A 21901-nucleotide genomic window follows, 5' to 3' on the forward strand; every position below is an offset into this window, starting at 1 on the left:
CCGACACTCTTTTAACGAGTGTCCACACAGATTGTCTCGTTGCTAATTGTTAAAGAACACTGCCTCTTGGGCTGCCCGAGTCGGCCTGGGCCTCTCTCAAGCGGGACGCGAATTCTACGCTATCCTTCTTCGCTGTCAAGCCATCCAACCGAAGTTTTTTGCCTGACCTTCCCTGCCGATTGCTCGTCTTCACCTGACCTTCCTGGCCACCGGGTTAAGCTGGTTGGCCTACCCCGTCGAAGTGCGGCGCATTCTAGAGATTTATATCGAGGCGTCAAGAGCCATACCCAATATATTTTGTCTTTTCTTGGCCGACCGCCTAATTTGTACCCAACTCGTCGTTTTTTGTTTCTTTTTGGTTAAATTTTGTTACCTTTGAACTCCTTTTCTGTACGCTAGTCCAACACTGGTGTTGCAGTAACTATTGGAAAGCTGTCCATGAACAAACTAATTTATTCAGCGCTTTTCCTCGCCATGACCGCAAACCCGGTGCTGGCAGAGGAAGCAGAGAATAACAGTAATACGGAGACAGCCGACTTTATTCAGCGTCAGGTACAACAGAATATGTCCATTGGCAGGGCGATCAAAAGCATCGTCAGCCATTACCCACAGGATGTGGAGGTTGTTGTCGGCACCGCTTTGGATCTTTATCCGGAGCACTATAAAGAAGTCATACACGCGGCGATTTCGGCTCAGCCTGCCCTGACCGAGGATGTTGTGCGCATTGCCATTGAAAAGGGCATTACCAGCTGCACTAATATTGTCGAGACAGCCATTAACGCCGAGCCCAGCTACGTGGACTTTGTTGTCAATGCAGCGGCACATTCTACGCCGGATGAGTTGAACGATATCGTGAGGGTGGCCGTTGTCACCGAACCCAACTCTGCCGATTCGATCGTCCGCTCAGTCGCCAAGGCCCATCCAAACAAGCTGGTTGATATCATAAGAACCGCAATGGAAGCGGTGCCCTTTGTTGGCGAATATATAGTAGAAACGCTACTGGCTGCCTATCCCGAAAGTGCGGACCAGGTCGTCACAACGGCAGTGCAGGAGTCGGGCTCACACCGCCAAAACCTGCAGCGCATTCTTGAAACGGCCCGTAGCGCCGGTTTAAGCGACGAGATGCTGACCCAGTACGCGTTGCAAGGTGGAGCAACACAGGAAGAGATCACCGCGATCCTGGCCAAGCAAGGTCATGAAGAAGAGAACTGATAAAGTCTGGGTTAATACCCATCGGATTAAGTCAGTCTGACAGAAAATAAAAAACCGGGCAAAAGCCCGGTTTTTTTATACGATGCACGTCGCCTTATTCAGCGACGGCTTCCTCAGTTGCTTCAACTTCTTCAGCAACAGGGCGGTCTACCAGTTCAACGTATGCCATGGGGGCATTATCACCGGTACGGAAACCACATTTCAGAATGCGAATGTAGCCTCCGGGACGCTCGGTGTAACGAGGACCCAGTTCGTTGAAAAGTTTTCCTACTACTTCTTTATCACCAGTACGGGCAAAGGCCAAACGGCGATTTGCAACACTGTCTTGCTTAGCAAGTGTGATAAGAGGCTCAATAACGCGACGCAGTTCTTTCGCCTTAGGCAAAGTTGTTTTGATGATTTCGTGTTTCACCAAAGAACCCGCCATATTGCGGAACATCGCTTGACGATGGCTGCTATTGCGATTTAACTGACGACCACTCTTACGATGGCGCATGGTTCTTTCCTTCTTAACAGATCAGTTTAACTTGCGACCTGATTAGTCTTTCTCAGCAATACTCTCTGGTGGCCAGTTTTCCAGGCGCATACCCAATGAGAGTCCGCGAGAAGCGAGCACGTCTTTGATCTCAGTCAGAGACTTCTTACCCAGATTAGGGGTCTTAAGCAGCTCTACTTCTGTGCGCTGGACCAGGTCACCAATGTATTGGATAGCTTCTGCTTTCAAACAGTTGGCTGAACGTACGGTCAACTCGAGATCGTCGACAGGACGAAGCAGAATCGGATCGAACTCCGGCTTCTCTTCTTTGGCCACTGGCTCCTTGATATCCCGCAATTCAACGAAGGCATCCAGTTGCTCAGCCAAAATAGTGGCTGCGCGTCGGATGGCTTCCTCGGGATCGATAGTGCCGTTGGTTTCCATATCGATAATCAATTTGTCGAGGTCAGTGCGTTGTTCCACACGGGCAGACTCGACAGCGTAGGCGATACGCTCAACAGGACTGAAAGAGGCGTCCACCAACAAACGACCAATCGGTCTGTCGTCTTCTTCAGAGGAACGGCGAGCCGCCGCAGGAATATAACCACGACCCATTTCCACTTTGATGCGCATACTGATAGACGCATCACCGGTCAGGGTGCAGATAACGTGATCTGGATTGACAATAGTCACGTCACCGTCATGTTGAATATCACCAGCAACGACAGGGCCTGCACCGGACTTAACCAGGGTCAGGGTAGCTTCGTTCTTTCCTTCGAGACGAACGGCCAGACCTTTGAGGTTCAGCAGAATCTCGATAACGTCTTCCTGGACGCCTTCCTTGGTGCTGTACTCATGCAACACACCGTCAATCTCAACTTCCGTCACCGCGCAACCAGGCATGGAAGACAAAAGAATACGACGCAGTGCGTTACCGAGTGTATGACCGAAACCACGCTCCAACGGCTCAAGTGTGACCTTAGCGCGGGTTTTGGATACGTTATCTATCTCGACTAACCTTGGTTTAAGGAATTCAGTTACAGAACCCGACATTGTTTCCTCTCTTTGACCTTCTTTACTTAGAGTAAAGTTCGACGATCAGCTGTTCGTTAATTTCGGCAGACAAGTCACTACGCTCAGGAAGACGCTTGAAAGTGCCTTCCATCTTCTTGCTGTCCACTTCTATCCAGGTAGGCTTCTCGCGCTGATCGGCGAGTTCCAGGGCAGACACGATACGAGCCTGCTTCTTGGCCTTCTCACGAACAGACACAACGTCTTCAGCAGATACGCTAAAAGAAGGAACGTTAACAACCTGACCATTTACCAGGATGGCTTTATGACTGACCAGCTGACGCGCTTCAGAGCGAGTGCTGGCAAAGCCCATGCGGTAAACTACGTTGTCAAGGCGCTGCTCTAGCAGCTGCAGCAGGTTTTCACCCGTGTTGCCTTTCAGACGTGCCGCTTCTTTGTAGTAGTTACGGAATTGCTTTTCCAGTACGCCATACATACGACGAACTTTCTGCTTTTCGCGCAACTGCACACCATAATCAGACAAACGGCCACGACGGGCACCGTGCTGACCTGGCGCAGTATCAATTTTACATTTCGAGTCAATTGCTCGAACGCCACTTTTCAGGAACAGGTCTGTTCCTTCGCGGCGGCTAAGTTTGAGTTTGGGACCCAAATATCTTGCCATGATCTTTCTCCAACTGTCCTAAAACAGCGCTTATACGCGACGTTTCTTGGGTGGACGACAACCGTTGTGAGGAATAGGGGTCACATCGGTAATGTTAGTGATACGGTAACCTGTCGCATTCAGGGCACGGATCGCAGACTCACGGCCTGGACCTGGACCTTTTACAAACACTTCAAGGTTTTTCAAACCGTATTCCTGAGCCGCAACACCCGCGCGCTCTGCAGCAACCTGGGCAGCAAAAGGCGTGGATTTACGTGAACCACGGAAGCCGGAGCCGCCGGAAGTTGCCCAAGACAGAGCGTTGCCCTGACGGTCAGTAATCGTCACTATCGTGTTGTTGAAAGAGGCATGGATATGAGCCATACCATCTGCTACCTGGCGTTTTACGCGCTTACGAGTACGTACTGGTGCTTTTGCCATAAATCCCCCCGCTTACTTCTTAATCGGCTTACGAGGACCTTTACGGGTGCGCGCATTAGTCTTAGTGCGCTGACCACGTACAGGCAAGCTGCGACGGTGACGCAAGCCACGGAAACAACCTAGGTCCATCAAACGTTTGATGCTCATTGAAACTTCACGACGCAGGTCACCTTCAACAGTGAACTTGGCGACTTCGTCACGCAGTTTATCAATTTGCGTTTCATCAAGATCTTTGATCTTGGTAGTCTCTGCAACACCAGCGGCAGAACAGATGCTTTTCGCACGAGTTGCACCGACACCGAAGATCGCCTGGATGGCGATCACGGCATGCTTGTGTTCAGGGATGTTAATGCCAGCGATACGGGCCACTAACAGCACTCCTATAGTTAAAATGTCGTCAGCCTAAAAAGCCCGCTAGGATACTTACCCGACGACAAAATTGCAAATTAAGCTCTTGCGAGCTAGTTTTTTGATTAGCCTTGCCTTTGCTTGTGCTTAGGGTCACTGCTACAAATCACACGCACAACACCGTTGCGCTTGATGATCTTGCAGTTACGGCAAATCGCTTTGACAGATGCACGAACTTTCATTTCGTTACTCCGTAATGGCCAATCTTAACGGCCGAAGCCTTTCAGATTGGCTTTCTTCAGAACAGACTCATACTGATGAGACATCAGATGGGTCTGCACCTGTGCCATAAAGTCCATAATCACCACCACAATAATCAGCAGTGACGTACCGCCAAAATAGAACTGGACGTTCCAGGCGATCATCATGAACTCGGGCACCAAACAAATAAAGGTAATATACAAAGCGCCAGCCAGGGTCAGACGTGTCATCACTTTATCGATGTAACGTGAGGTCTGCTCGCCGGGACGGATTCCAGGTACAAAGGCACCGGACTTCTTCAGGTTATCTGCCGTCTCACGCGGGTTGAACACCAACGCAGTATAGAAGAAACAGAAGAAGATAATCGCCGCGGCATACATGATCACATACAAGGGTTGTCCCGGAGACATCATCAGAGACACATCCTGCAACCAGGACATGGCTTCGCTGGAACCAAACCAACTGGCGATGGTTCCAGGAAAAAGAATGATGCTCGAGGCAAAAATTGGTGGAATCACACCGGCCATGTTGACTTTAAGTGGCAAGTGGGTGCTTTGCGCTGCAAACACCTTACGGCCCTGCTGACGCTTGGCATAGTTGACCACGATACGACGCTGGCCACGCTCCACGAATACCACAAAATAAGTCACGGCGACGATGATCACACCGATCAACAACAGGAACAGCATGTTCAGGTCGCCCTGTCTTGCCTGCTCCACTGTCTGACCGATTGCTGTCGGCAAGCCTGCCACGATCCCGGTGAAAATCAGAATGGAGATACCATTCCCGATTCCCCGCTCCGTGATCTGCTCACCCAGCCACATCAGGAACATGGTTCCAGTGACCAGGCTGACCACTGCCGTAAAGTAGAAGCCAAAGCCAGGATTGATGACCAACCCCTGCATCATGTTGGGCAGTCCTGTGGCAATAGCTATTGCCTGGAAAATAGACAGTATCAGGGTCAAATACCTGGTGTACTGGCTGATCTTCCGCCGTCCCGCTTCTCCTTCTTTTTTCAGCTCGGCCATCTGTGGGTGCACCACAGTCATCAACTGCATGATAATGGACGCTGAAATATAAGGCATGATGCCGAGTGCCAGGATTGATGCACGCTCAAGCGCACCACCGGAGAACATGTTAAACATTTCCACGATGGTGCCCTTCTGCTGGTCAAATAACTGAGCCAGCACAGCCGCATCAATACCAGGAATAGGCACGAAAGAACCAAGCCTGAATACGATAATCGCACCCAAGACAAACAGGAGTCTTGTTTTCAGCTCGGACAACCCGCCTTTGGCGCCTGAATCCAATCCTGGTTTAGCCATTTAGCTTATTCCTCTACTTTACCGCCGGCAGCTTCGATAGCTTCACGGGCGCCTTTGCTTACCTTCAAGCCACTAACAGTAACAGCGCGAGCGATGTCACCACTTTTCATTACCTTGACATTCAGCACGTCTTTTTTGACCAGACCTGCTGCTTTCAAAGTTTCCAGTGACACCACTTCACCCTCTACCTTGGCGATTTCATTCAGGGTCACCTGATCAGAGACCAGTGACTTACGTGAAGTGAAACCGAACTTGGGCAGACGGCGCTGGATAGGCATCTGACCACCTTCGAAGCCGGCACGGATAGTACCGCCAGAACGCGACGTCTGACCTTTGTGACCACGGCCACCGGTTTTACCCAGGCCGGAACCGATACCACGGCCCAGGCGCTTGGGAGATTTCTTTGCTCCAGGTGCTGGAGACAGCGTATTCAAATGCATGGGTTACTCCTCAACTATCTCAACCATGTAGCTGACTTTGTTGATCATACCGCGAACAGCAGGAGTGTCTTCCAACTCACGGACATGACCGATGCGACGCAGTCCCAAACCAGTCAGTGTCGCTTTGTGCTTAGGCAGACGAGCGATAGCACTTTTGGTTTGTTTTACTTTGATTGTCTTAGCCATGATCCATTACCCCAAAATCTGTTCTACGGACAACCCACGCTTGGCTGCAACCTGCTCAGGGGATTTCATATCCACCAGGGCATTAATAGTTGCACGCACTACGTTAATCGGGTTGGTAGAGCCGTAGCATTTTGAAAGTACGTTTTGTACGCCAGCCACTTCCAGGACAGCACGCATCGCACCACCGGCAATAATACCGGTACCTTCGGATGCAGGCTGCATATAAACCTGAGAACCAGAATGACGACCCTTGATCGGATGCTGAAGGGTGTTCCCATTCAGACCCACGGTAACCAGGTTACGGCGTGCCTTTTCCATCGCTTTTTGAATAGCGGCAGGAACTTCACGGGCTTTGCCATAACCGAAACCGACACGACCGTTACCGTCGCCCACTACTGTCAAGGCAGTGAAGCTAAAGATACGACCACCTTTAACTACTTTGGACACACGGTTTACGGCAATCAGCTTCTCTAACAGTTCACCGTTTTGAACTTCTACTTTAGCCATAATCTACTCCTAGAACTGAAGGCCAGCTTCGCGAGCTGCATCAGCCAATGCCTTCACTCGACCGTGATACTTGAAACCGCTGCGATCGAAAGAGACTTCTTTGATGCCTTTTTCAATTGCACGCTGTGCGATCGCTTTACCTACTGCCGTCGCTGCATCTGCGTTACCTGTTACTTTCAGGTCCTTACGCAGGTCCGCTTCAACGGTAGAGGCAGCCGCCAGCACTTCTGCGCCGTTAGGGGCAATCAGTTGTGCATAGATGTGGCGGGGAGTACGGTGTACCACCAGGCGATGCGCGCCCAGTTCACTGATCTTTTTGCGAGCGCGAGTCGCGCGACGCAAACGAGCTGTTTTCTTATCCATCGTATCAACCCCTTACTTTTTCTTGGCTTCTTTACGACGCACAGCTTCATCGGCATAACGCACACCTTTACCTTTGTAAGGCTCTGGTGGACGGTACCCACGGATGTTAGCTGCGACCTGACCTACCAGCTGCTTGTCGGCGCCTTTGACGACGATTTCAGTCTGGCTAGGAGTTTCTACGCTGATGCCGGCAGGCATTTCGTAGACCACTGGGTGAGAGAAACCCAACGTCAGATTCAGTTTGGCGCCCTGTGCCTGAGCACGGTAACCAACACCTTGAAGCTGAAGTTTTTTCTCAAAACCATTGGTAACGCCGATCATCATGCCGTTCAGCAGGGCGCGAGCAGTACCAGCCTGAGCCCAGCCATCGACCACGCCTTCACGAGGCAGAGTCTTTAGCAGGTTCTCTTCTTTTACCACTTCAACGCCACCGTTAAACTCACGGCTCAGCGTACCATTCTTACCTTTCAGGGTGACTTCCTGGCCTTTGATGGTGACTTCTACACCAGACAGGATTTCAACCGGGGCTTTTGCTACACGTGACATCGATATTCCTCCGTTACGCTACATAGCCGATGATTTCACCGCCCATACCGGCCTTGCGAGCCGCGCGGTCAGTCATCACGCCCTTGGAAGTTGAAACGATCGCGACACCCAGGCCACCCATTACTTTTGGCAGCTCATCTTTTTTCTTGTAGATGCGCAGACCGGGGCGGCTGACTCGCTCGATGGTTTCAATCACTTTCTTGCCTTCGAAATACTTCAGGGTAACTTCGAGGACAGGCTTCACGTCACCAGATGCCTGGAAATCCGCAATGTAGCCTTCTTCTTTCAGTACCTTGGCAATCGCAACACGCAGTTTGGACGAAGGCATAGCGACAGACACTTTGCTGGCCAGCTGACCGTTACGGATGCGGGTAAACATATCCGCGATAGGATCTTGCATACTCATCTTAGCTACTCCTTACCAACTGGCTTTCTTAAGACCAGGGACTTCACCACGCATGGCGGCCTCACGCAGTTTGATACGGCTTAAGCCGAACTTGCGCAGGAAACCATGAGGACGACCTGTAATGCGGCAGCGGTTATGCAGACGCGTACGGGCAGAGTCACGAGGTAATGATTGCAGCTTGAGCACGGCGTCCCAACGCTCTTCGTCAGAAGAGTTTACACTGCTGATAATGGCTTTGAGCTCCGCACGCTGTTCAGCGTACTTGGCTACCAGCTTGGCGCGTTTGACTTCACGCGCTTTCATTGATTGTTTTGCCATAACCCTACACCTTATTTCTTGAATGGGAAGTTAAAAGCAGCCAGCAGAGCGCGACCTTCCTCATCCGATTTGGCAGAAGTAGAGATAGTAATATCCATACCACGTACCTTATCGACTTTATCAAAGTCGATTTCGGGGAAGATGATTTGCTCGCGAACACCCATGCTATAGTTTCCACGACCGTCGAATGACTTAGCATTCAGGCCACGGAAGTCACGGATACGTGGGATAGCGATTGAAATCAAACGCTCAAGGAATTCCCACATACGCTCGCCACGTAGGGTTACTTTACAGCCAATCGGATAACCTTCACGGATTTTAAAACCCGCTACAGATTTGCGTGCAACGGTAACAACAGGCTTTTGACCAGCAATTGCCTGCATGTCAGCAGTGGCGTTTTCCAACACCTTCTTATCCGCTACAGCTTCACCCAAACCCATGTTCAGGGTGATTTTCTCAATCCGAGGGACTTGCATGACGCTTTTGTAACCGAACTGCTTCGCAAGTTCTGCCACTACTGTTTCTTTATAGAAATCATGCAGTTTCGCCATCGTAATCTCCAATTAATTAAACCAGTTCACCGTTGGATTTGAAGACACGTACCTTCTTGTCATCTTCAAAACGGAAACCGACGCGATCAGCCTTGCCCGTCTTAGGGTTCAGGATCGCTACATTCGATACATGAATTGATGCTTCTTTCTCAACGATGCCACCAGCAACGCCCAACTGAGGGTTAGGCTTCTGATGTTTCTTCATCAAATTCACACCTTCTACTACCAGACGGTCAGATGCAGGCAGAACTTTCAGGACTTTGCCTGTTTTGCCTTTATCTTTACCGGCCAATACGACAACTTCATCATCACGACGAATTTTGCTTGCCATTATCGTGACTCCTTATAGTACCTCTGGGGCCAGTGAGATGATCTTCATGAATTTATCTCCACGAAGCTCACGGGTTACCGGGCCAAAGATACGCGTACCAATAGGTTGCTTGTTGTTGTTCAGCAACACGGCTGCGTTGCTGTCAAAACGGATCAGAGAACCGTCAGGACGACGAACGCCTTTTCTAGTACGCACCACCACTGCATTCAGTACGTCACCTTTTTTAACTTTACCGCGAGGAATTGCTTCCTTGACGGTAACTTTGATGATGTCACCGATATGTGCATAACGGCGATGCGAGCCACCAAGAACCTTAATACACATTACCCTGCGAGCGCCGGAGTTATCGGCCACATCCAGGCTAGTTTGCATTTGGATCATTGTTAGTGCTCCGCTGTTGTTAAGGCCTTCTCAGGCCGTTTAGCTGCTTTAATAGTCATACCCCTATAAAAAGGGCGCGAAATAATAACAGAAAAGAATTTAGGGGGATACCCGCAATGTTGAAAAAAGCGACTGATTCGCTTTTTAACGCTGGAACGCAGTGACGGCGGCCCTGAAAGGGTGGAGGACAGGGATAGTCCGAAGTAAAAAAACGCCGGGAGCGTTTTTTACGAAAAACTTCCCTGTTTCTCGCCTTCCAGGCCAGCTAAAGCCGTTGCTGATTGCTCCCGGCAATCAGGCTGACATCGACGTACCCGTCGATGGCCCCCTATGGGGGTGAATTCCATGGAGGGGATGAACAAAAAAGCGACGCGCTTTTTCACTCATTGCATCCTTGTAAATCGCCCTTCGGGCAGCTCCGCTGTGCTAAACGGCTTTCCTGCCGTTTAGTAACGCTGGAACGCAGTGACGGCGGCCCTGAAAGGGTGGAGGACAGGGATAGTCCGAAGTAAAAAAATGCCGGGAGCGTTTTTTACGAAAAACCTCCCTGTTTCTCGCCTTCCAGGCCAGCTAAAGCTGTTGCTGGTTGCTCCTGGCAATCAGACTAACATTGGAGACCAGCAACGACGGTGCCAAAGGGGGGAAGGGCAGGGTCCCGTCCGGACGAGAAACAAAAGGCCCCTTCCGGGGCCTTAGCTTAATGAGCGCATGCTCCCTGACTAATGCAATAATGCCACCCGGTAGCCACTGGCAGAGCTGCTGTCAGGCTCCACAGAGACCACGTAGCTCACTTCATCCTCGATGGCCAAGGCCTGCGTACGATAAAGAAGAGTCTGATTTCCACTGTTGTCATCATACAAGGCGATAATCTCATAGTAGTCACTGGGCAGGCTGATATCGTCTGACTCGGCAAATTCAAGATTCAAAAGTTTGTATTCGGCTGTCTCGACTGTTTCATCTTGCCTGACAAAGTAAATATCAATATTGCTGTAATCCTTAACCAGGTTGGCCACATTCACTTCATGATCGTAGACTTGCGGCAGATCGCTGTCTTCGAAAGCCAGGGAGCTGAGTTGATCCTGGGCGTTCTTATACAGCACTACGGTTTTACTCTCTCCCTGGTTGAGGGTCAGCAGCCGGTTGCTGAAAGCCCACTGGGCATCCTCAGAGCTGGCGGATATCTGATAGTCTCCATACTTGACAGTACTGAAATCACTGAGCTGGCGTGCCGCCACATCAATACTCTGTTCAACATCGTTCCCTTTCAGCGTGGCTGTCAGGTCAATGCCTGCTTCCAGGCTGTTGTAGAACCGGTACTGGGCACCGGCGCGAATGTCTTTATAGGAAGGGACACTGGTGGAGTTGATGATCAAATCAACAATAAGATTATTCTGTGAGGCCCCCGCAGAAGATCGAATCACCATGACATACTCAGTCTCAAAGTTGAAAGCCATAGTGCCGCTTTCATACAGTATTTCTGTTTTGCCGGGCTCGGTGAGATAAACCACATAATCATCCACATTCCAATCGGCACTGTCTGCATCGCCATCCCAATACTGGGCTTCGACTAATTCTCCGAAGCTGAGCGCGCCCATCAGGTGTGCATCGTCAAGGGATGCCCCAGCCTCGGCCACATAAAGATCATAGGTTTTGTCCGGTATTGCCGAGAGGGCGTGCAAGGTAAAATGATCGTTCAGTTCCGCCCTTTCAAACTTGTGTTCCACCAGCTCAGGATCACTGTAGTCACCCAGCATCAGATATAACGACTTGTGCCCGTCACTCAGGCTGATGTCCTGACTCATTATCTCGACCACCTTGTCGCTGGCATCCGTACGTTTAAGACTGAGGGCCGCCCCTCCCGCATCCAAGGTGTACAGCCCCGTTGCATCGCCGTAACTGGCATTACCCAACGCAACATCGTCAATATACAGCAGGGTCGAGGCACTGTTTGCCGAACCGTTATAGAGTTGTATGTAAGCCTCGGGATAGCTGCTGTCGCTGTCGCTCGATCCGCCACAGGCCGAGAGTAAAAAAGCAGAAGAAACTAACAGGGGTAAAGACAGAATACGTAAATTCATAGTGGGTCCTTGTGTTGTCCGGAACCACAACAGACCTTGTCTAAGTGACTGAGTTCTCAAGGATTCATATTCTTTACCAACCTTTACATTTCCTTACATTGCAGGAAGATTTGCGACAAATTCGGCAGGTTATTTGACGGTATTACTGTCAGGAAAGTGTTTCACTTATGGATTTTCAAAAAAAACGGCCCTGACGGGCCGTTTTCCTCATATGTTGTTAGCGTGGGACCTGCTCCAGATAACGGGTAAACTCAGCTTGAAAGCGATCCTTGAGGGCCAGGCACTGATTGGCCTCGTCCATCGCAACTTCGAAGCTGCGGGCCATACCATCAAATTTCTCCATACGTCCGGGATAAAATGCTCTGGCCAGTTGCACGTTGTGCTGATCACAACTGCTGGAAACAAATTCCGGCATGCGTCCTATATGGTAGCTGGGCATGCGCTCAGTCAATTGCTGGAAATGTTTATCCAGCCAGGAATACAGCAGATCCTGCTTTTCCTGGGACTTTGACGCCACATACAGATTGTAAATAACATTGGCCGGGCTCATCTCCTCATGGAACGAAAAATCCAGTAGCTGTCTTACATTCTCGTCCTGCGGAAAATACATGCTGCCCATCAAGGTATTACGTACATTGGCGTCTGAGCTTTTCAGATAGGCCTGGCGATATTTATGATACCAGTCGGCGGCACCAAACTTGGCCGTACTCTTAAGAGCTGCACTGGCCAGGTGACGGGAAACAGCGCCGGGATCCTCAAGGTATTGCCGGGTCATCTTCTTACTGACCTGCTCCAGCTCTTCATTGGGCGCGTGCTGACTCAGAATGGAAAATACCGCCTGGCGTAGCTTGATGATTTCTTCTGAGTCTCCTGGCTGGGGCCCCACACCAAGCTTCCGATACCAGGGCATCAGCTTTTCAGCAACAAAACGGGCAAACACTTGCCTATTGCTGTCATCAACCAGATAGAGCAGATCATTCAACGCCGCGACCACGGCGCTGACCACCGTCGGATCCTGCTCCTGAGCCAATACATCGAGTACCTGCATATGGTCTTGCAGGGAAATTTCACCAGCCTTGAGCAGGGCGTCGGAGTTGTAAAGCAGGTTTTTCTTTTCGCGGACATTCAATACGTCGATATCGCTGAGCAGCGTCTCCATTTGGCGGGAGGATATCTTCCAGCGGTAGTACCCCATAGCGTTGTCATTGGGATAGATCCAGTCGGCTTCTGCCAACTGGCTGTTCAACACCCTGGGCTCGTTCAGAAACATCATCTGGCGATGAATCTTGCCGTTCTTCTTATAACTGATGGCTACCGGCACATTCCAGACCTGCGGCTTTACCTCGGCACCGGCCAGGTGATAGCGTCGCTGGGAGACCGCCCCATTGGCCTCAAATTCCACCAGCGGGTAACCTGGCTGCTCCAGGTAAGTGCGCATCATGGCAGGCACATCGAAATCCGCCACATCCCCTAACACTGCCCATAAATCGTCGGCTGTGGTATTTCCCCACTTGTGCTTCTGCATGTAGGTCTGAACCGCCTTCTGGAAAGCTTTCTCACCGATCAAGGCCTCAATCATATTGAGGATGGATTCACCCTTGCTGTAATTCAGCCCCAGGCCATCCATGACGTCCGCCGAGGAGCGCACTAACTTTTTCACCGGCTTGGTGGTGGGGCTTGCGTCGGCAGTGAAGGCGCCTTCCTGGATAATTCTGGTGTGGAAATTCAGCTCAGGGTAGAGCTGCATCATGACTTTGCTGGCCATCCAGGAGGCAAAGGCTTCATTCAGCCACAAGTCGTCCCACCAGGCCATGGTCACCAGGTTGCCATACCACTGATGAGCCAGTTCATGGGCAATGGTGTCCAGGGGACCGCTGCGCTCTGACAACCCCGGCTCATCCTCAAGCAGCAGGAGACTGCTGCGGTATGTGATCAATCCGGCATTTTCCATTGCCCCGTGGGTAAAGTTAGGTACAGCGACAAAATCCAGCTTGGCATAGGGATAGGGAATGCCGAAGTAATCTTCCAGCGCTTTCAGGATGGCTGGCGTGTGCTGAATGACAAATCTGGTGCGATGGGCCTGCCCATAGGGCGTATAGACCTTTCCCGGGACGGACAAGCCGGTAATCTCCGCCGAATCAAATTCGCCAATGGCATAGGCAACCAGGTAGGTGGGCATAGGTTTGGTTTTCTGAAAGCGAACTTTCTGCCAGCCCGCCTCGACCTGGCGTTTTTCTACCGGTGTATTGGACAGCACGGTATGCTTTTCTGGTGATTCGATGGTTAGCTGATAGGGGATCTTAAAGTTGGGTTGATCAAAGCTGGGAAAAGCACGTCTGGCTTCCATATCTTCAAACTGAGTGAAGATATAATTACGATCCTCAAACCGGGACAGATACATGCCGTCCGAGCTGGTGTTAACCTTGCCCCGGTATCGGATATGCAACTGATAGGTCCCCGGGGGCAAGGGCTTGCCTGCACTCCCCCAGAAGATATCGTATTCCCCGCCGGACACCTCAAGGGGGATAACATTTTCCCCCTGCACCAGCTCCACTTTTTCAAGTGTCAGATCGATATGATAAAAACCCACTTTATCCGTGGTTTTCGTGATATCCAGATCGATCCAGGTTTCACCGCTGAAATCCAGTTGATCGGGGTCAACACGCAGTTGAATGATCTGCTGCTGGGGTACAATGCTGTCCGGTAACCGGTAAATCTCGTCGGCATTTGCCAGGGTACTGACAGACAACATAAATGCGGCGGCCAGCTCCAGATAATATTTGACCTTCATGGTCGGTTCCTTTGTTGATTTTTGTTGTAGGGACCTGCTGACCATACCGGATTTTCTGTCTCCGGCAAGAAGGAATTGGTTAGAAGTTTTTACAGGACAGAAGGTAGAAAAAAGGGCCCACCGAAGCAGCCCTATTGTCTTTGCCTGACCACTTCATACAGGCAGATGCCGGTGGCCACTGACACATTCAGACTGGATACTGAACCTGCCATGGGTAACTTGATCAACTGATCACAGTGCTCACGCGTCAGACGTCGCATCCCTTTACCTTCAGCCCCCATAACCAGGGCCAACGGACCTGACAGACTGCACTGGTAGATGTCCTGTTCAGCTTCGCCGGCTGTACCCACTATCCAGACACCTGCCTGTTGCAGCTCCTTCAGGGTTCTGGCCAGATTGGTCACCTGAATCAGGGGGATCACCTCGGCGGCACCACAGGCGACTTTCCTCACTGTTGGGGTCAAGGACGCAGATTTATCCTTGGGCACCACGACTGCATGTACCCCGGCCGCATCGGCGGTTCGCAGACAGGCTCCCAGGTTATGGGGATCGGTCACCCCGTCCAGCACCAGTAAAAAGGGCATCGGAGTGGCATGAATGATTTCATCCAAATCTTTCTCATCATACTGGCGGCCAGGCTTCGCCTTGGCTACCACTCCCTGATGCTGCTCTCCCTGTGCTTTGTCATCCAGTGTCTTGCGCTGACAAAACTGCACCGATACGCCGAAGCGCCGGGCCTGATTGACAATATTGAGTAAACGTTCATCATCCCGCCCCTTTAATACGAACAGTTCAATCAAACGTTCCGGCTCCCTTTGTAAAAGGGACTCCATGGCGTGTATGCCGTATAACCATTCCTGTTGCGCCATGGGTTATTTCCTTTTGCCCCGGGATGATCTGGCGGGTTTGTCTGTATTTGACGTTCGCCCTCCCCCTTTGCCGCTCTTACCTTTTTCCGGCCAGGGTCCCTTGGCTTTCTTGTCTTTCTCACCCGCCTTTTTAGCCTTGCGCACTGTTACTTTACGTCCACCTTTGCCCTGGGCCATGGGTTGATCCAATACAAAATCTATCTTTCGGTCATCCAGGTTAACCCCGGCGACCTTGACATGAACCGGATCGCCCAGACGATAGACTGTGCCAAAGTTTTCACCAATCAGGTGCTGTTTGACCTCATCATAATGGTAATAGTCGTTCTCCAGCGCGGTAATATGCACCAGGCCGTCTATATGGAATTCACCCAGACGCACGAAGAAGCCGAAGTTGGTTACCGAGGCAATCACTCCGTCGAAACTGTCACCCACATGGTCCTGCATAAATTCACATTTGAGCCAGTCGGCCACATCGCGGGTGGCATCATCGGCTCGCCGTTCAGTCATTGAGCACTGCTGACCCAACTGCGTCACTTCCTCCTGAGAATATGCTTTACCGCCCGTTTTACTTTTACGTCCCGCCTGCTTATCCAATATTGCCTTGATAGCGCGGTGCACCACCAAATCCGGGTAACGGCGAATGGGTGAAGTAAAGTGGGCGTAGGCTTCCAGGGCCAATCCAAAGTGACCGATATTCTCCCTGTCGTAGATTGCCTGCTTCATTGAGCGCAGCAACATGGTCTGGATCAGTTCCTGATCAGGCCTGTTTGCAATTTTGTCCACCACCGTACTGAAGTCGGACGGGGCCGGATCGCCGGTAATGCCATGAGGGATCCCCACCTCGGCCAGATAACTCAGAAAGCTGACCAGCCTGTCCTGATCCGGTTTGTCGTGCACCCGGTAAAGGCCCTCGGCTTCATGTTGTTCCAGAAATCTGGCTGCGCTGACGTTAGCCAGAATCATGCACTCTTCGATCATTTTGTGGGCGTCGTTGCGCACCACCGGGACGATATGATCGATCTTACGCTGGGCATTGAAGATAAACTTGCTTTCCTGAGTCTCAAACTCAATGGCGCCGCGACGACTGCGGGCTTTTTTCAGGATACGGAACAGATCGTGCAGGTTGCGCAGATGGGGGACCAACGGCTCATATCTTTGGAATAACTCCTTGTCTCCCTGCAATATGTCCCACACTTTGGAATACGTCAGACGGGCATGGGAGTTCATCACCGCTTCGAAGAAACGAAACTCCTTCAACACACCTGATTTACTGACCGTCATTTCGCAAACCATACACAGGCGGTCTACCTGGGGATTCAGGGAGCAGAGTCCGTTGGAAAGGACTTCTGGCAACATGGGGACTACCTGGGCAGGAAAATACACGGAATTGCCCCGCTCGACGGCCTCTTTGTCCAGTGCAGTGGCCGGACGCACATAATAGCTCACATCGGCGATGGCCACCCAAAGCTTCCAGCCACCTGTATCCAGCGGCTCACAGTATACCGCGTCATCAAAATCCCGGGCGTCCTCTCCGTCTATGGTCACCAGTGGCATAGCCCGAAGATCGACCCGCCCCTGCTTGGCCTCTTCCGGTACCTGCTCGGTGAGACCCTGAATCTGCTTGTCCACTTCACCTGGCCAATCATGGGGGATATCGAAGGTGCGCAGGGCCATCTCAATCTCCATGCCGGGCGCCATGTGCTCGCCCAGCACCTCGACGATCTTACCGATGGCATTGACCCGCTTCATCGGGCGTTGGGTGATCTCCACGACCACCACATTGCCCTGGCGTGCCCCCTGGGTATGCTCTGGGGGTATGATGATATCCTGACAGATACGACTGTCATCCGGTACCACTAACCCCATCCCCTGTTCCAAAAAATAGCGGCCGACAATAGGTTCAGTCCTGGGCTCTACCACTCTGACAATTCGGGCCTCCTTCTTACCCCGGAAATTCTGGCTGCTTTCGGTCGCCAGCACGATATCACCGTGCAACAGCATCTGCATGGGAGAATTGTGGATGTAGAGATCCGGCTTGCCATCATCCCGTTTCAGAAAACCAAAACCGTCACGATGTGCCAAAACCCTGCCACGAATCAGATCCATCTTCTCGGCCAAACCATACTTTTTGTTGCGGTTGAACAGCACCTGGCCTTCTCTTTCCATGGCGCGTAAACGCCTTTGCACACCAATACGACTGTCCTCGTCGTTGGCGTCCACCAACTCGCAGATTTCTAACAGGGAAAGGGGGGTGTTTTTTTCTTTCAGGATTTGCAACAGGTACTCGCGGCTGGCGACCGGATTCTCGTATTTCTCTTTTTCGCGTTGGTAATAGGGATCGTCTTGCATCAAAAAGCAGTGACCTTCAGGTGAATATTGGCCCAAGTATAGCGAACTCCCTGTTCAGAAAAGCATTTATTTGTTGCCGGGAGTCAAGGGCCGAACCTGCGGTCGTCTCAGGAATCCAATGAGCGCTTTGCCTGACGCACTGCTTTGGGGTGCATAAGTTTTTCCAGTTCCGTCAGACAATGAGCTATCTTCTGATGGGTTTGCTTGTCATCCGTAATGGCGTTGTGCAACCAGTGGTAAGCATCCTGATAATCGTAAGGACTGCCATATCCTTGAATGAACAGCTCGGCAAGCTGGATTTGCGCCTTAAGATTGCCAAGACCCGCGGCTTCCCGCAGGAACATCACCGCCTTATCTCTGTCCTGCTGGACCAATGTCCCCTTGGCATAATATCGCCCCAGTTGTTCCAGAGCCGGAGGCAATCCCTGCAATGCTGCTTCACGCATAAAATGGACGCCTCGCTCAGGCTCAGCCTTAACGCAGACCCCCCAGGCCAGCATATCGCCCCACAGGAATTGATAAGCCGGGATCATCATGGTTTCGGCCCTGGCTTCGATATCCTGAACCAATTGACACTCATCCGTCACCACCCTGTCCAGATGGGTATTGTCGTTAATCATCCTGATCAACTCATCCTGCGAATAAAGCTGAACCGCTTTAAGTTCTTCCTGTTGTGCCAGGGCAACCGGTATGCCTAACAACATCAAAGCCATTGCAACAGTCTGTCTAATCATGGTGCCTCCTGTGATGTTGAATTTATCGGCCAGACGATTAAATGCTGGAGTGCCAATTCACCCCTTCAGACGCTTCACCGCCTCACGCAAATAGTCCCTGGGGCAGCCGAAATTAATACGGAAGAATGACTTGGCGCCAAAATCTGCTCCCGGAGAAGGCCCAAGGCCCCGGGCTTCGCACCAGGCCTGAGGGTCATCGACGCCAAGAGCGGTCGCATCCACCCAGGCCAGATAGGTGGCCTGGGGCTCAAGCAACCGCAAGCCATCGATCTTATTGATTTCCTCCATCAGGAGGTCCCGGTTGCCACGTAAATAATCCAGTTGCCCCTGATACCAGTCATCACATTGGGTAAATGCGGCCTCCGTTGCTATCAGTCCCAGCACATTCACCCACGGCACAATTCCCGTGGCCGCTCTGCTGAAGCGGACCCGCAATCCTGCATCGGGAATAATCGCAAACGAAGCACCAAGACCGGCGATATTGAAGGTTTTGCTGGCCGCCATCAGGGTAATGGAAGTGTCATTGAGAGATTCAATACTGCCGGCAGGAAGATGCCTTGCCTCCTCGTCCAGTATCAAATCGCAGTGGATCTCGTCGGAACACAGGATCAGGTCATGCTGCTGGCAGATAAGGGCAATGCGTTCAAGTTCTTGGGCTGTTAAGACCGACCCCACCGGATTCATCGGATTGCAAAGAATCAGCAGCCTGGCCCGGGGATCTGCAGCCTCTTTTTCCAACGCATCGAAGTCCAGTGTCCAGCGACCCTGTCTTTCCAGGGTCTGAATATCCACCCGTTCCAGTTGATTGAGACCAGGCGCTGCCAGCAAAGGGGGATAATTAGGTACCTGCACCAGCACTTTGTCGCCCGGCTCACAAATGGCCTTACAGGCGACATTGAATGCGGGCACTACGCCGGGTGTCCAGACGATCCAGTCCTCCTCAATCTGCCAGCCGTGCTGTTGGTTGAGCCAGTGGATAATAGCCTGCTTGCCGGGTTCATATTGGGCGGGCAGGGTGTATCCAAGCACCCCGTGGGAGATACGCTCCTGCAGGGCATCCAGAATGGGCTGAGCGCACTTGAACTCCGTATCCGCCACCCACATGGGCAAAACATCCCGGCCACGGTATTTATTCCACTTGAAGGAAAAGGTCCCACGCCTGTCGACTATCTGATTGAAATCCATACTACATCCTATTCGGGTTCATGATCGCGGAAGTCATCTCTGAGTTTGCTTTGCAGCAGTTGGGCCACTTTAGTTTCCAACTCCCTGCGGCTAAAAGGCTTGGCAATAAAACCCGAGACCCCGGCCTTGCCGGCTTCCACCACATTCTCTTTGGTGGCGTCACCTGTGATCATTAAAAAGGGCACATCAGGGGCCATAGCCCTGAATGACTGCAGAAACTCCAGACCATTCATGCCACGCATATGCCAGTCACAAATAATCAGGTCGTAGTAATCCGCTCCGACCCGTTTCAAATGAGACAACGCGGGACCGGCACTACCAAAACTGCTGATATCTGCAAATTCCATATCCCGCAGCATATGGACCAGCAGGTCTACCGTAATGCCCTCGTCATCCAGCACCATTACGTTGAGAAAAACAGCATTGACTCGATTTTCCACTCGGCTCTCCTCGGCTCTGATGCCAACTATATTCAAGGCGGGTCGAAAATGGCAACTTTGATCTGGAACAACATATGACTGTTGATAACTTGACCCGCATCAAGGCAGCCCGGCCCTTGATTTTTCATACTGGAGCAGTGAAAAAACAGGAGGGGATTCCCATGAAAGACTTCGACAATGTTGGCATTCTGGACACAGCGGTGCGTTCAGTAATCTCGGTGATTCTGCTGGCCCTGGCCGTTGAAGGGCTGTTTTCCAATACTATCAGCCTGATCCTTGTGGTGGTGGGACTGTTACTCTGGGCCACGGCTTCCAGCGGTGTGTGCCTGCTCTACCGACTGTTGGGGCTGGACACCTACCATAAGAAGGGCCACCAATAAGACGATCCCAGGCAGGCCAATTAAAAAGGCGCCGATGGCGCCTTCAGATTGTCCTGGAACCTAAGGATGGGGTCAGAGGGCATAACTGAACAAAATACACAGCACCAGTCCGGAAATACCGAAGAAGCCATACTCCACCTTTTCTTTCATGGCAGTCCCGGCGGTCACCGGACTGTGCAACAATGCCATGATGATACTGCTCACACCCAGCACAAACGCCATCAACGCCAAACCAAACACAAAAGCATCGAGCCAGTTGCTCATAATTCACCCTCAATATCAGTAAGCTGACGTTATTATGCCTGAACATGGGGCAAAAAATCAGTGCGCTGGATCAACTTTTTTACCCCTCCGTCTGAGGACCTGCAGACTGGTGAGACTCACGATTTAGTGGGCAAACCGGCTACTCCATCGTCTTGTCAGACTGACAAGGAAATCTCAAGCAATTGTAAATAAAGGATTTATCCCTTTGGTACAGGCCTTGCTCAGATGTCAGGGTGTTTGTCGAAATTGATTACAGTAAGGAAGTCACCATGAAAACCTTTGCCGCCGCTACCCTGATACTGGCCTCCAGCGCCATGGCCAATGACTGCAATATTAACTTGCAGGGTGAGATGAACCTCGAGCAGGGCATCCTGACCCTGAAAACGGATAACCGGACGTTACAACTGGACGGCCGCACCGCCTATCTGGACAGTCAGATGCTGCATCTGAACAACGAACAGGCTGACTTGCTGAACAACTACCATAAGGAGGTCACTCTCCTTGCGCCCAAAGTTGCCGACATCGCCCTGGAAGCGGTTGGCCTGGCCAGTGAAGGTATCAGCCGTGCCTTTGGCGGACTCCTGGGTGACGACGACGCATTGGTTCTCGATCTGGGCACGGAAATGGCCGACCTGCGCCACCAACTGCAACAGGAATTTTATGCAGAAGATGGCTCCATACGTTTTAGTTCACATCACTTTGATGAAGACGGCATTGTAGTAAACAGCTTCGAAAACGAGTTCGAACAGAAGATTGAGCAGGCGGTTGAGCGATCCATGGGGCGCATCCTGATCGCCGTAGGCAAAGAGATGCTGTTCAGCGGCGGCGACATGCAAGCCTTCGAGGCCAGAATGGAAAATTTCGGTGAACAAATAGAGCATGAAATGGAAGCAAAGGCCGCCGTGCTGGAGCGCAAAGCCGAACACCTCTGCTATGACCTGACTAAGATCGATCAGTTGGAAACACGCATCAACCAGTCAATCCCTGAACTTGAGGAACTGGACATGGTCAGGGTTTCCCGCTCGGTACATTCCATGTAGCCTGA

General features: G+C 51.5%; 28 protein-coding genes. 3 read left to right on the top strand and 25 right to left on the bottom strand.

Annotation, left to right across the window (positions count from 1 at the left end):
* Positions 1-438 precede the first annotated feature (438 nt).
* On the top strand, positions 439-1212 hold the full coding sequence (locus tag J0A66_RS11785) for a hypothetical protein (RefSeq protein ID WP_206574026.1): 774 nt from the start codon (positions 439-441) through the stop codon (positions 1210-1212).
* Between the two features lie 94 nt (positions 1213-1306).
* Here J0A66_RS11785 and rplQ read toward each other — a convergent pair whose 3' ends face one another.
* From rplQ to J0A66_RS11905, 24 genes are all read right to left on the bottom strand, one after another.
* The gene (gene rplQ / locus J0A66_RS11790) at positions 1307-1708 is read right to left on the bottom strand and encodes a 50S ribosomal protein L17 (RefSeq protein WP_206574027.1); all 402 of its coding nucleotides are present in this window, start codon (positions 1706-1708) and stop codon (positions 1307-1309) included.
* A gap of 42 nt (positions 1709-1750) precedes the next feature.
* Complete coding sequence (locus J0A66_RS11795) at positions 1751-2740, bottom strand: DNA-directed RNA polymerase subunit alpha (protein ID WP_206574028.1); 990 nt, start codon at positions 2738-2740, stop codon at positions 1751-1753.
* A gap of 22 nt (positions 2741-2762) precedes the next feature.
* On the bottom strand, positions 2763-3383 hold the full coding sequence (gene rpsD / locus J0A66_RS11800; RefSeq protein ID WP_206574029.1) for a 30S ribosomal protein S4: 621 nt from the start codon (positions 3381-3383) through the stop codon (positions 2763-2765).
* Between the two features lie 30 nt (positions 3384-3413).
* Positions 3414-3803 carry a 30S ribosomal protein S11 gene (gene rpsK, locus J0A66_RS11805; protein ID WP_102798683.1) on the bottom strand — a complete coding sequence of 130 codons (390 nt, stop codon included), beginning with the start codon at positions 3801-3803 and terminating at the stop codon, positions 3414-3416.
* Between the two features lie 12 nt (positions 3804-3815).
* Positions 3816-4172 (bottom strand): 30S ribosomal protein S13, encoded by a 357-nt coding sequence (gene rpsM, locus J0A66_RS11810; RefSeq protein ID WP_206574030.1) that lies wholly within the window; start codon positions 4170-4172, stop codon positions 3816-3818.
* 104 nt (positions 4173-4276) lie between these two features.
* Positions 4277-4393, bottom strand: coding sequence for a 50S ribosomal protein L36 (rpmJ, locus tag J0A66_RS11815; protein ID WP_102798681.1), 117 nt, complete (start codon positions 4391-4393; stop codon positions 4277-4279).
* A gap of 24 nt (positions 4394-4417) precedes the next feature.
* Positions 4418-5737 (bottom strand): preprotein translocase subunit SecY, encoded by a 1320-nt coding sequence (gene secY, locus J0A66_RS11820; protein WP_206574031.1) that lies wholly within the window; start codon positions 5735-5737, stop codon positions 4418-4420.
* Positions 5738-5742: 5 nt separating this feature from the next.
* On the bottom strand, positions 5743-6177 hold the full coding sequence (gene rplO, locus J0A66_RS11825) for a 50S ribosomal protein L15 (protein ID WP_206574032.1): 435 nt from the start codon (positions 6175-6177) through the stop codon (positions 5743-5745).
* 3 nt (positions 6178-6180) lie between these two features.
* Complete coding sequence (rpmD, locus tag J0A66_RS11830; RefSeq protein ID WP_439098869.1) at positions 6181-6366, bottom strand: 50S ribosomal protein L30; 186 nt, start codon at positions 6364-6366, stop codon at positions 6181-6183.
* A gap of 3 nt (positions 6367-6369) precedes the next feature.
* A complete protein-coding gene (gene rpsE / locus J0A66_RS11835; protein WP_206574034.1) occupies positions 6370-6870 on the bottom strand; it encodes a 30S ribosomal protein S5 in 501 nt (166 codons plus the stop codon).
* 9 nt (positions 6871-6879) lie between these two features.
* Positions 6880-7233 carry a 50S ribosomal protein L18 gene (gene rplR, locus J0A66_RS11840; RefSeq protein WP_206574035.1) on the bottom strand — a complete coding sequence of 118 codons (354 nt, stop codon included), beginning with the start codon at positions 7231-7233 and terminating at the stop codon, positions 6880-6882.
* A 12-nt stretch (positions 7234-7245) separates the two neighbouring features.
* Positions 7246-7779, bottom strand: a complete 534-nt coding sequence (gene rplF / locus J0A66_RS11845) for a 50S ribosomal protein L6 (protein ID WP_206574036.1) — start codon at positions 7777-7779, stop codon at positions 7246-7248.
* Between the two features lie 13 nt (positions 7780-7792).
* Entirely contained in the window at positions 7793-8185 is a 393-nt protein-coding gene (gene rpsH, locus J0A66_RS11850) for a 30S ribosomal protein S8 (protein WP_206574037.1), read from the bottom strand.
* Between the two features lie 12 nt (positions 8186-8197).
* Positions 8198-8503: a 30S ribosomal protein S14 gene (rpsN, locus tag J0A66_RS11855; protein WP_206574038.1), complete on the bottom strand. Its 306-nt coding sequence runs from the start codon at positions 8501-8503 to the stop codon at positions 8198-8200.
* An 11-nt stretch (positions 8504-8514) separates the two neighbouring features.
* Positions 8515-9054, bottom strand: a complete 540-nt coding sequence (gene rplE, locus J0A66_RS11860) for a 50S ribosomal protein L5 (RefSeq protein ID WP_206574039.1) — start codon at positions 9052-9054, stop codon at positions 8515-8517.
* Between the two features lie 16 nt (positions 9055-9070).
* Positions 9071-9385, bottom strand: a complete 315-nt coding sequence (gene rplX, locus J0A66_RS11865) for a 50S ribosomal protein L24 (RefSeq protein ID WP_206574040.1) — start codon at positions 9383-9385, stop codon at positions 9071-9073.
* Positions 9386-9397: 12 nt separating this feature from the next.
* The gene (gene rplN, locus J0A66_RS11870; RefSeq protein WP_188695774.1) at positions 9398-9766 is read right to left on the bottom strand and encodes a 50S ribosomal protein L14; all 369 of its coding nucleotides are present in this window, start codon (positions 9764-9766) and stop codon (positions 9398-9400) included.
* Positions 9767-10485: 719 nt separating this feature from the next.
* Positions 10486-11844, bottom strand: a complete 1359-nt coding sequence (locus tag J0A66_RS11875) for a DUF4397 domain-containing protein (RefSeq protein WP_206574041.1) — start codon at positions 11842-11844, stop codon at positions 10486-10488.
* A 217-nt stretch (positions 11845-12061) separates the two neighbouring features.
* Positions 12062-14635, bottom strand: a complete 2574-nt coding sequence (locus J0A66_RS11880; RefSeq protein WP_206574042.1) for a M1 family metallopeptidase — start codon at positions 14633-14635, stop codon at positions 12062-12064.
* Between the two features lie 131 nt (positions 14636-14766).
* Positions 14767-15504, bottom strand: a complete 738-nt coding sequence (gene rlmB / locus J0A66_RS11885; RefSeq protein WP_206574043.1) for a 23S rRNA (guanosine(2251)-2'-O)-methyltransferase RlmB — start codon at positions 15502-15504, stop codon at positions 14767-14769.
* A gap of 3 nt (positions 15505-15507) precedes the next feature.
* Positions 15508-17853 carry a ribonuclease R gene (gene rnr, locus J0A66_RS11890; protein ID WP_206574044.1) on the bottom strand — a complete coding sequence of 782 codons (2346 nt, stop codon included), beginning with the start codon at positions 17851-17853 and terminating at the stop codon, positions 15508-15510.
* 107 nt (positions 17854-17960) lie between these two features.
* A complete protein-coding gene (locus J0A66_RS11895) occupies positions 17961-18566 on the bottom strand; it encodes a tetratricopeptide repeat protein (RefSeq protein ID WP_241264173.1) in 606 nt (201 codons plus the stop codon).
* A 78-nt stretch (positions 18567-18644) separates the two neighbouring features.
* Entirely contained in the window at positions 18645-19772 is a 1128-nt protein-coding gene (locus J0A66_RS11900; protein ID WP_206574046.1) for a MalY/PatB family protein, read from the bottom strand.
* A gap of 8 nt (positions 19773-19780) precedes the next feature.
* Positions 19781-20212, bottom strand: coding sequence for a response regulator (locus tag J0A66_RS11905; RefSeq protein ID WP_206574047.1), 432 nt, complete (start codon positions 20210-20212; stop codon positions 19781-19783).
* A gap of 161 nt (positions 20213-20373) precedes the next feature.
* On the opposite strand from J0A66_RS11905, the gene J0A66_RS11910 reads away from it, so the two are divergent.
* Positions 20374-20592, top strand: coding sequence for a YgaP family membrane protein (locus tag J0A66_RS11910; RefSeq protein ID WP_206574048.1), 219 nt, complete (start codon positions 20374-20376; stop codon positions 20590-20592).
* Between the two features lie 72 nt (positions 20593-20664).
* Here J0A66_RS11910 and J0A66_RS11915 read toward each other — a convergent pair whose 3' ends face one another.
* Positions 20665-20856: a hypothetical protein gene (locus J0A66_RS11915; RefSeq protein WP_206574049.1), complete on the bottom strand. Its 192-nt coding sequence runs from the start codon at positions 20854-20856 to the stop codon at positions 20665-20667.
* A 269-nt stretch (positions 20857-21125) separates the two neighbouring features.
* Between J0A66_RS11915 and J0A66_RS11920 the strand changes: the two genes are divergently transcribed.
* Entirely contained in the window at positions 21126-21896 is a 771-nt protein-coding gene (locus tag J0A66_RS11920) for a DUF2884 family protein (RefSeq protein WP_206574050.1), read from the top strand.
* Positions 21897-21901 lie beyond the last annotated feature (5 nt).

The organism is Bowmanella dokdonensis (assembly GCF_017254865.1).
Taxonomy (GTDB): domain Bacteria; phylum Pseudomonadota; class Gammaproteobacteria; order Enterobacterales; family Alteromonadaceae; genus Bowmanella; species Bowmanella dokdonensis.

Bases quoted from the DNA above. Each gene is read 5' to 3' on its own strand.
- secY (WP_206574031.1), bottom strand. From the start codon at position 5,737: ATGGCTAAACCAGGATTGGATTCAGGCGCCAAAGGCGGGTTGTCCGAG.
- J0A66_RS11795 (WP_206574028.1), bottom strand. From the start codon at position 2,740: ATGTCGGGTTCTGTAACTGAATTCCTTAAACCAAGGTTAGTCGAGATA.
- rpsN (WP_206574038.1), bottom strand. From the start codon at position 8,503: ATGGCAAAACAATCAATGAAAGCGCGTGAAGTCAAACGCGCCAAGCTG.
- J0A66_RS11900 (WP_206574046.1), bottom strand. From the start codon at position 19,772: ATGGATTTCAATCAGATAGTCGACAGGCGTGGGACCTTTTCCTTCAAG.
- J0A66_RS11915 (WP_206574049.1), bottom strand. From the start codon at position 20,856: ATGAGCAACTGGCTCGATGCTTTTGTGTTTGGTTTGGCGTTGATGGCG.
- rplF (WP_206574036.1), bottom strand. From the start codon at position 7,779: ATGTCACGTGTAGCAAAAGCCCCGGTTGAAATCCTGTCTGGTGTAGAA.
- rplX (WP_206574040.1), bottom strand. From the start codon at position 9,385: ATGGCAAGCAAAATTCGTCGTGATGATGAAGTTGTCGTATTGGCCGGT.
- J0A66_RS11920 (WP_206574050.1), top strand. From the start codon at position 21,126: ATGAAAACCTTTGCCGCCGCTACCCTGATACTGGCCTCCAGCGCCATG.
- J0A66_RS11880 (WP_206574042.1), bottom strand. From the start codon at position 14,635: ATGAAGGTCAAATATTATCTGGAGCTGGCCGCCGCATTTATGTTGTCT.
- rpsD (WP_206574029.1), bottom strand. From the start codon at position 3,383: ATGGCAAGATATTTGGGTCCCAAACTCAAACTTAGCCGCCGCGAAGGA.
- rpmJ (WP_102798681.1), bottom strand. From the start codon at position 4,393: ATGAAAGTTCGTGCATCTGTCAAAGCGATTTGCCGTAACTGCAAGATC.
- rpsH (WP_206574037.1), bottom strand. From the start codon at position 8,185: ATGAGTATGCAAGATCCTATCGCGGATATGTTTACCCGCATCCGTAAC.
- rplQ (WP_206574027.1), bottom strand. From the start codon at position 1,708: ATGCGCCATCGTAAGAGTGGTCGTCAGTTAAATCGCAATAGCAGCCAT.
- J0A66_RS11875 (WP_206574041.1), bottom strand. From the start codon at position 11,844: ATGAATTTACGTATTCTGTCTTTACCCCTGTTAGTTTCTTCTGCTTTT.
- rplR (WP_206574035.1), bottom strand. From the start codon at position 7,233: ATGGATAAGAAAACAGCTCGTTTGCGTCGCGCGACTCGCGCTCGCAAA.
- J0A66_RS11895 (WP_241264173.1), bottom strand. From the start codon at position 18,566: ATGGCTTTGATGTTGTTAGGCATACCGGTTGCCCTGGCACAACAGGAA.
- J0A66_RS11785 (WP_206574026.1), top strand. From the start codon at position 439: ATGAACAAACTAATTTATTCAGCGCTTTTCCTCGCCATGACCGCAAAC.
- J0A66_RS11910 (WP_206574048.1), top strand. From the start codon at position 20,374: ATGAAAGACTTCGACAATGTTGGCATTCTGGACACAGCGGTGCGTTCA.
- rplE (WP_206574039.1), bottom strand. From the start codon at position 9,054: ATGGCGAAACTGCATGATTTCTATAAAGAAACAGTAGTGGCAGAACTT.
- rplO (WP_206574032.1), bottom strand. From the start codon at position 6,177: ATGCATTTGAATACGCTGTCTCCAGCACCTGGAGCAAAGAAATCTCCC.
- rlmB (WP_206574043.1), bottom strand. From the start codon at position 15,504: ATGGCGCAACAGGAATGGTTATACGGCATACACGCCATGGAGTCCCTT.
- rpsE (WP_206574034.1), bottom strand. From the start codon at position 6,870: ATGGCTAAAGTAGAAGTTCAAAACGGTGAACTGTTAGAGAAGCTGATT.
- rplN (WP_188695774.1), bottom strand. From the start codon at position 9,766: ATGATCCAAATGCAAACTAGCCTGGATGTGGCCGATAACTCCGGCGCT.
- rnr (WP_206574044.1), bottom strand. From the start codon at position 17,853: ATGCAAGACGATCCCTATTACCAACGCGAAAAAGAGAAATACGAGAAT.
- rpsK (WP_102798683.1), bottom strand. From the start codon at position 3,803: ATGGCAAAAGCACCAGTACGTACTCGTAAGCGCGTAAAACGCCAGGTA.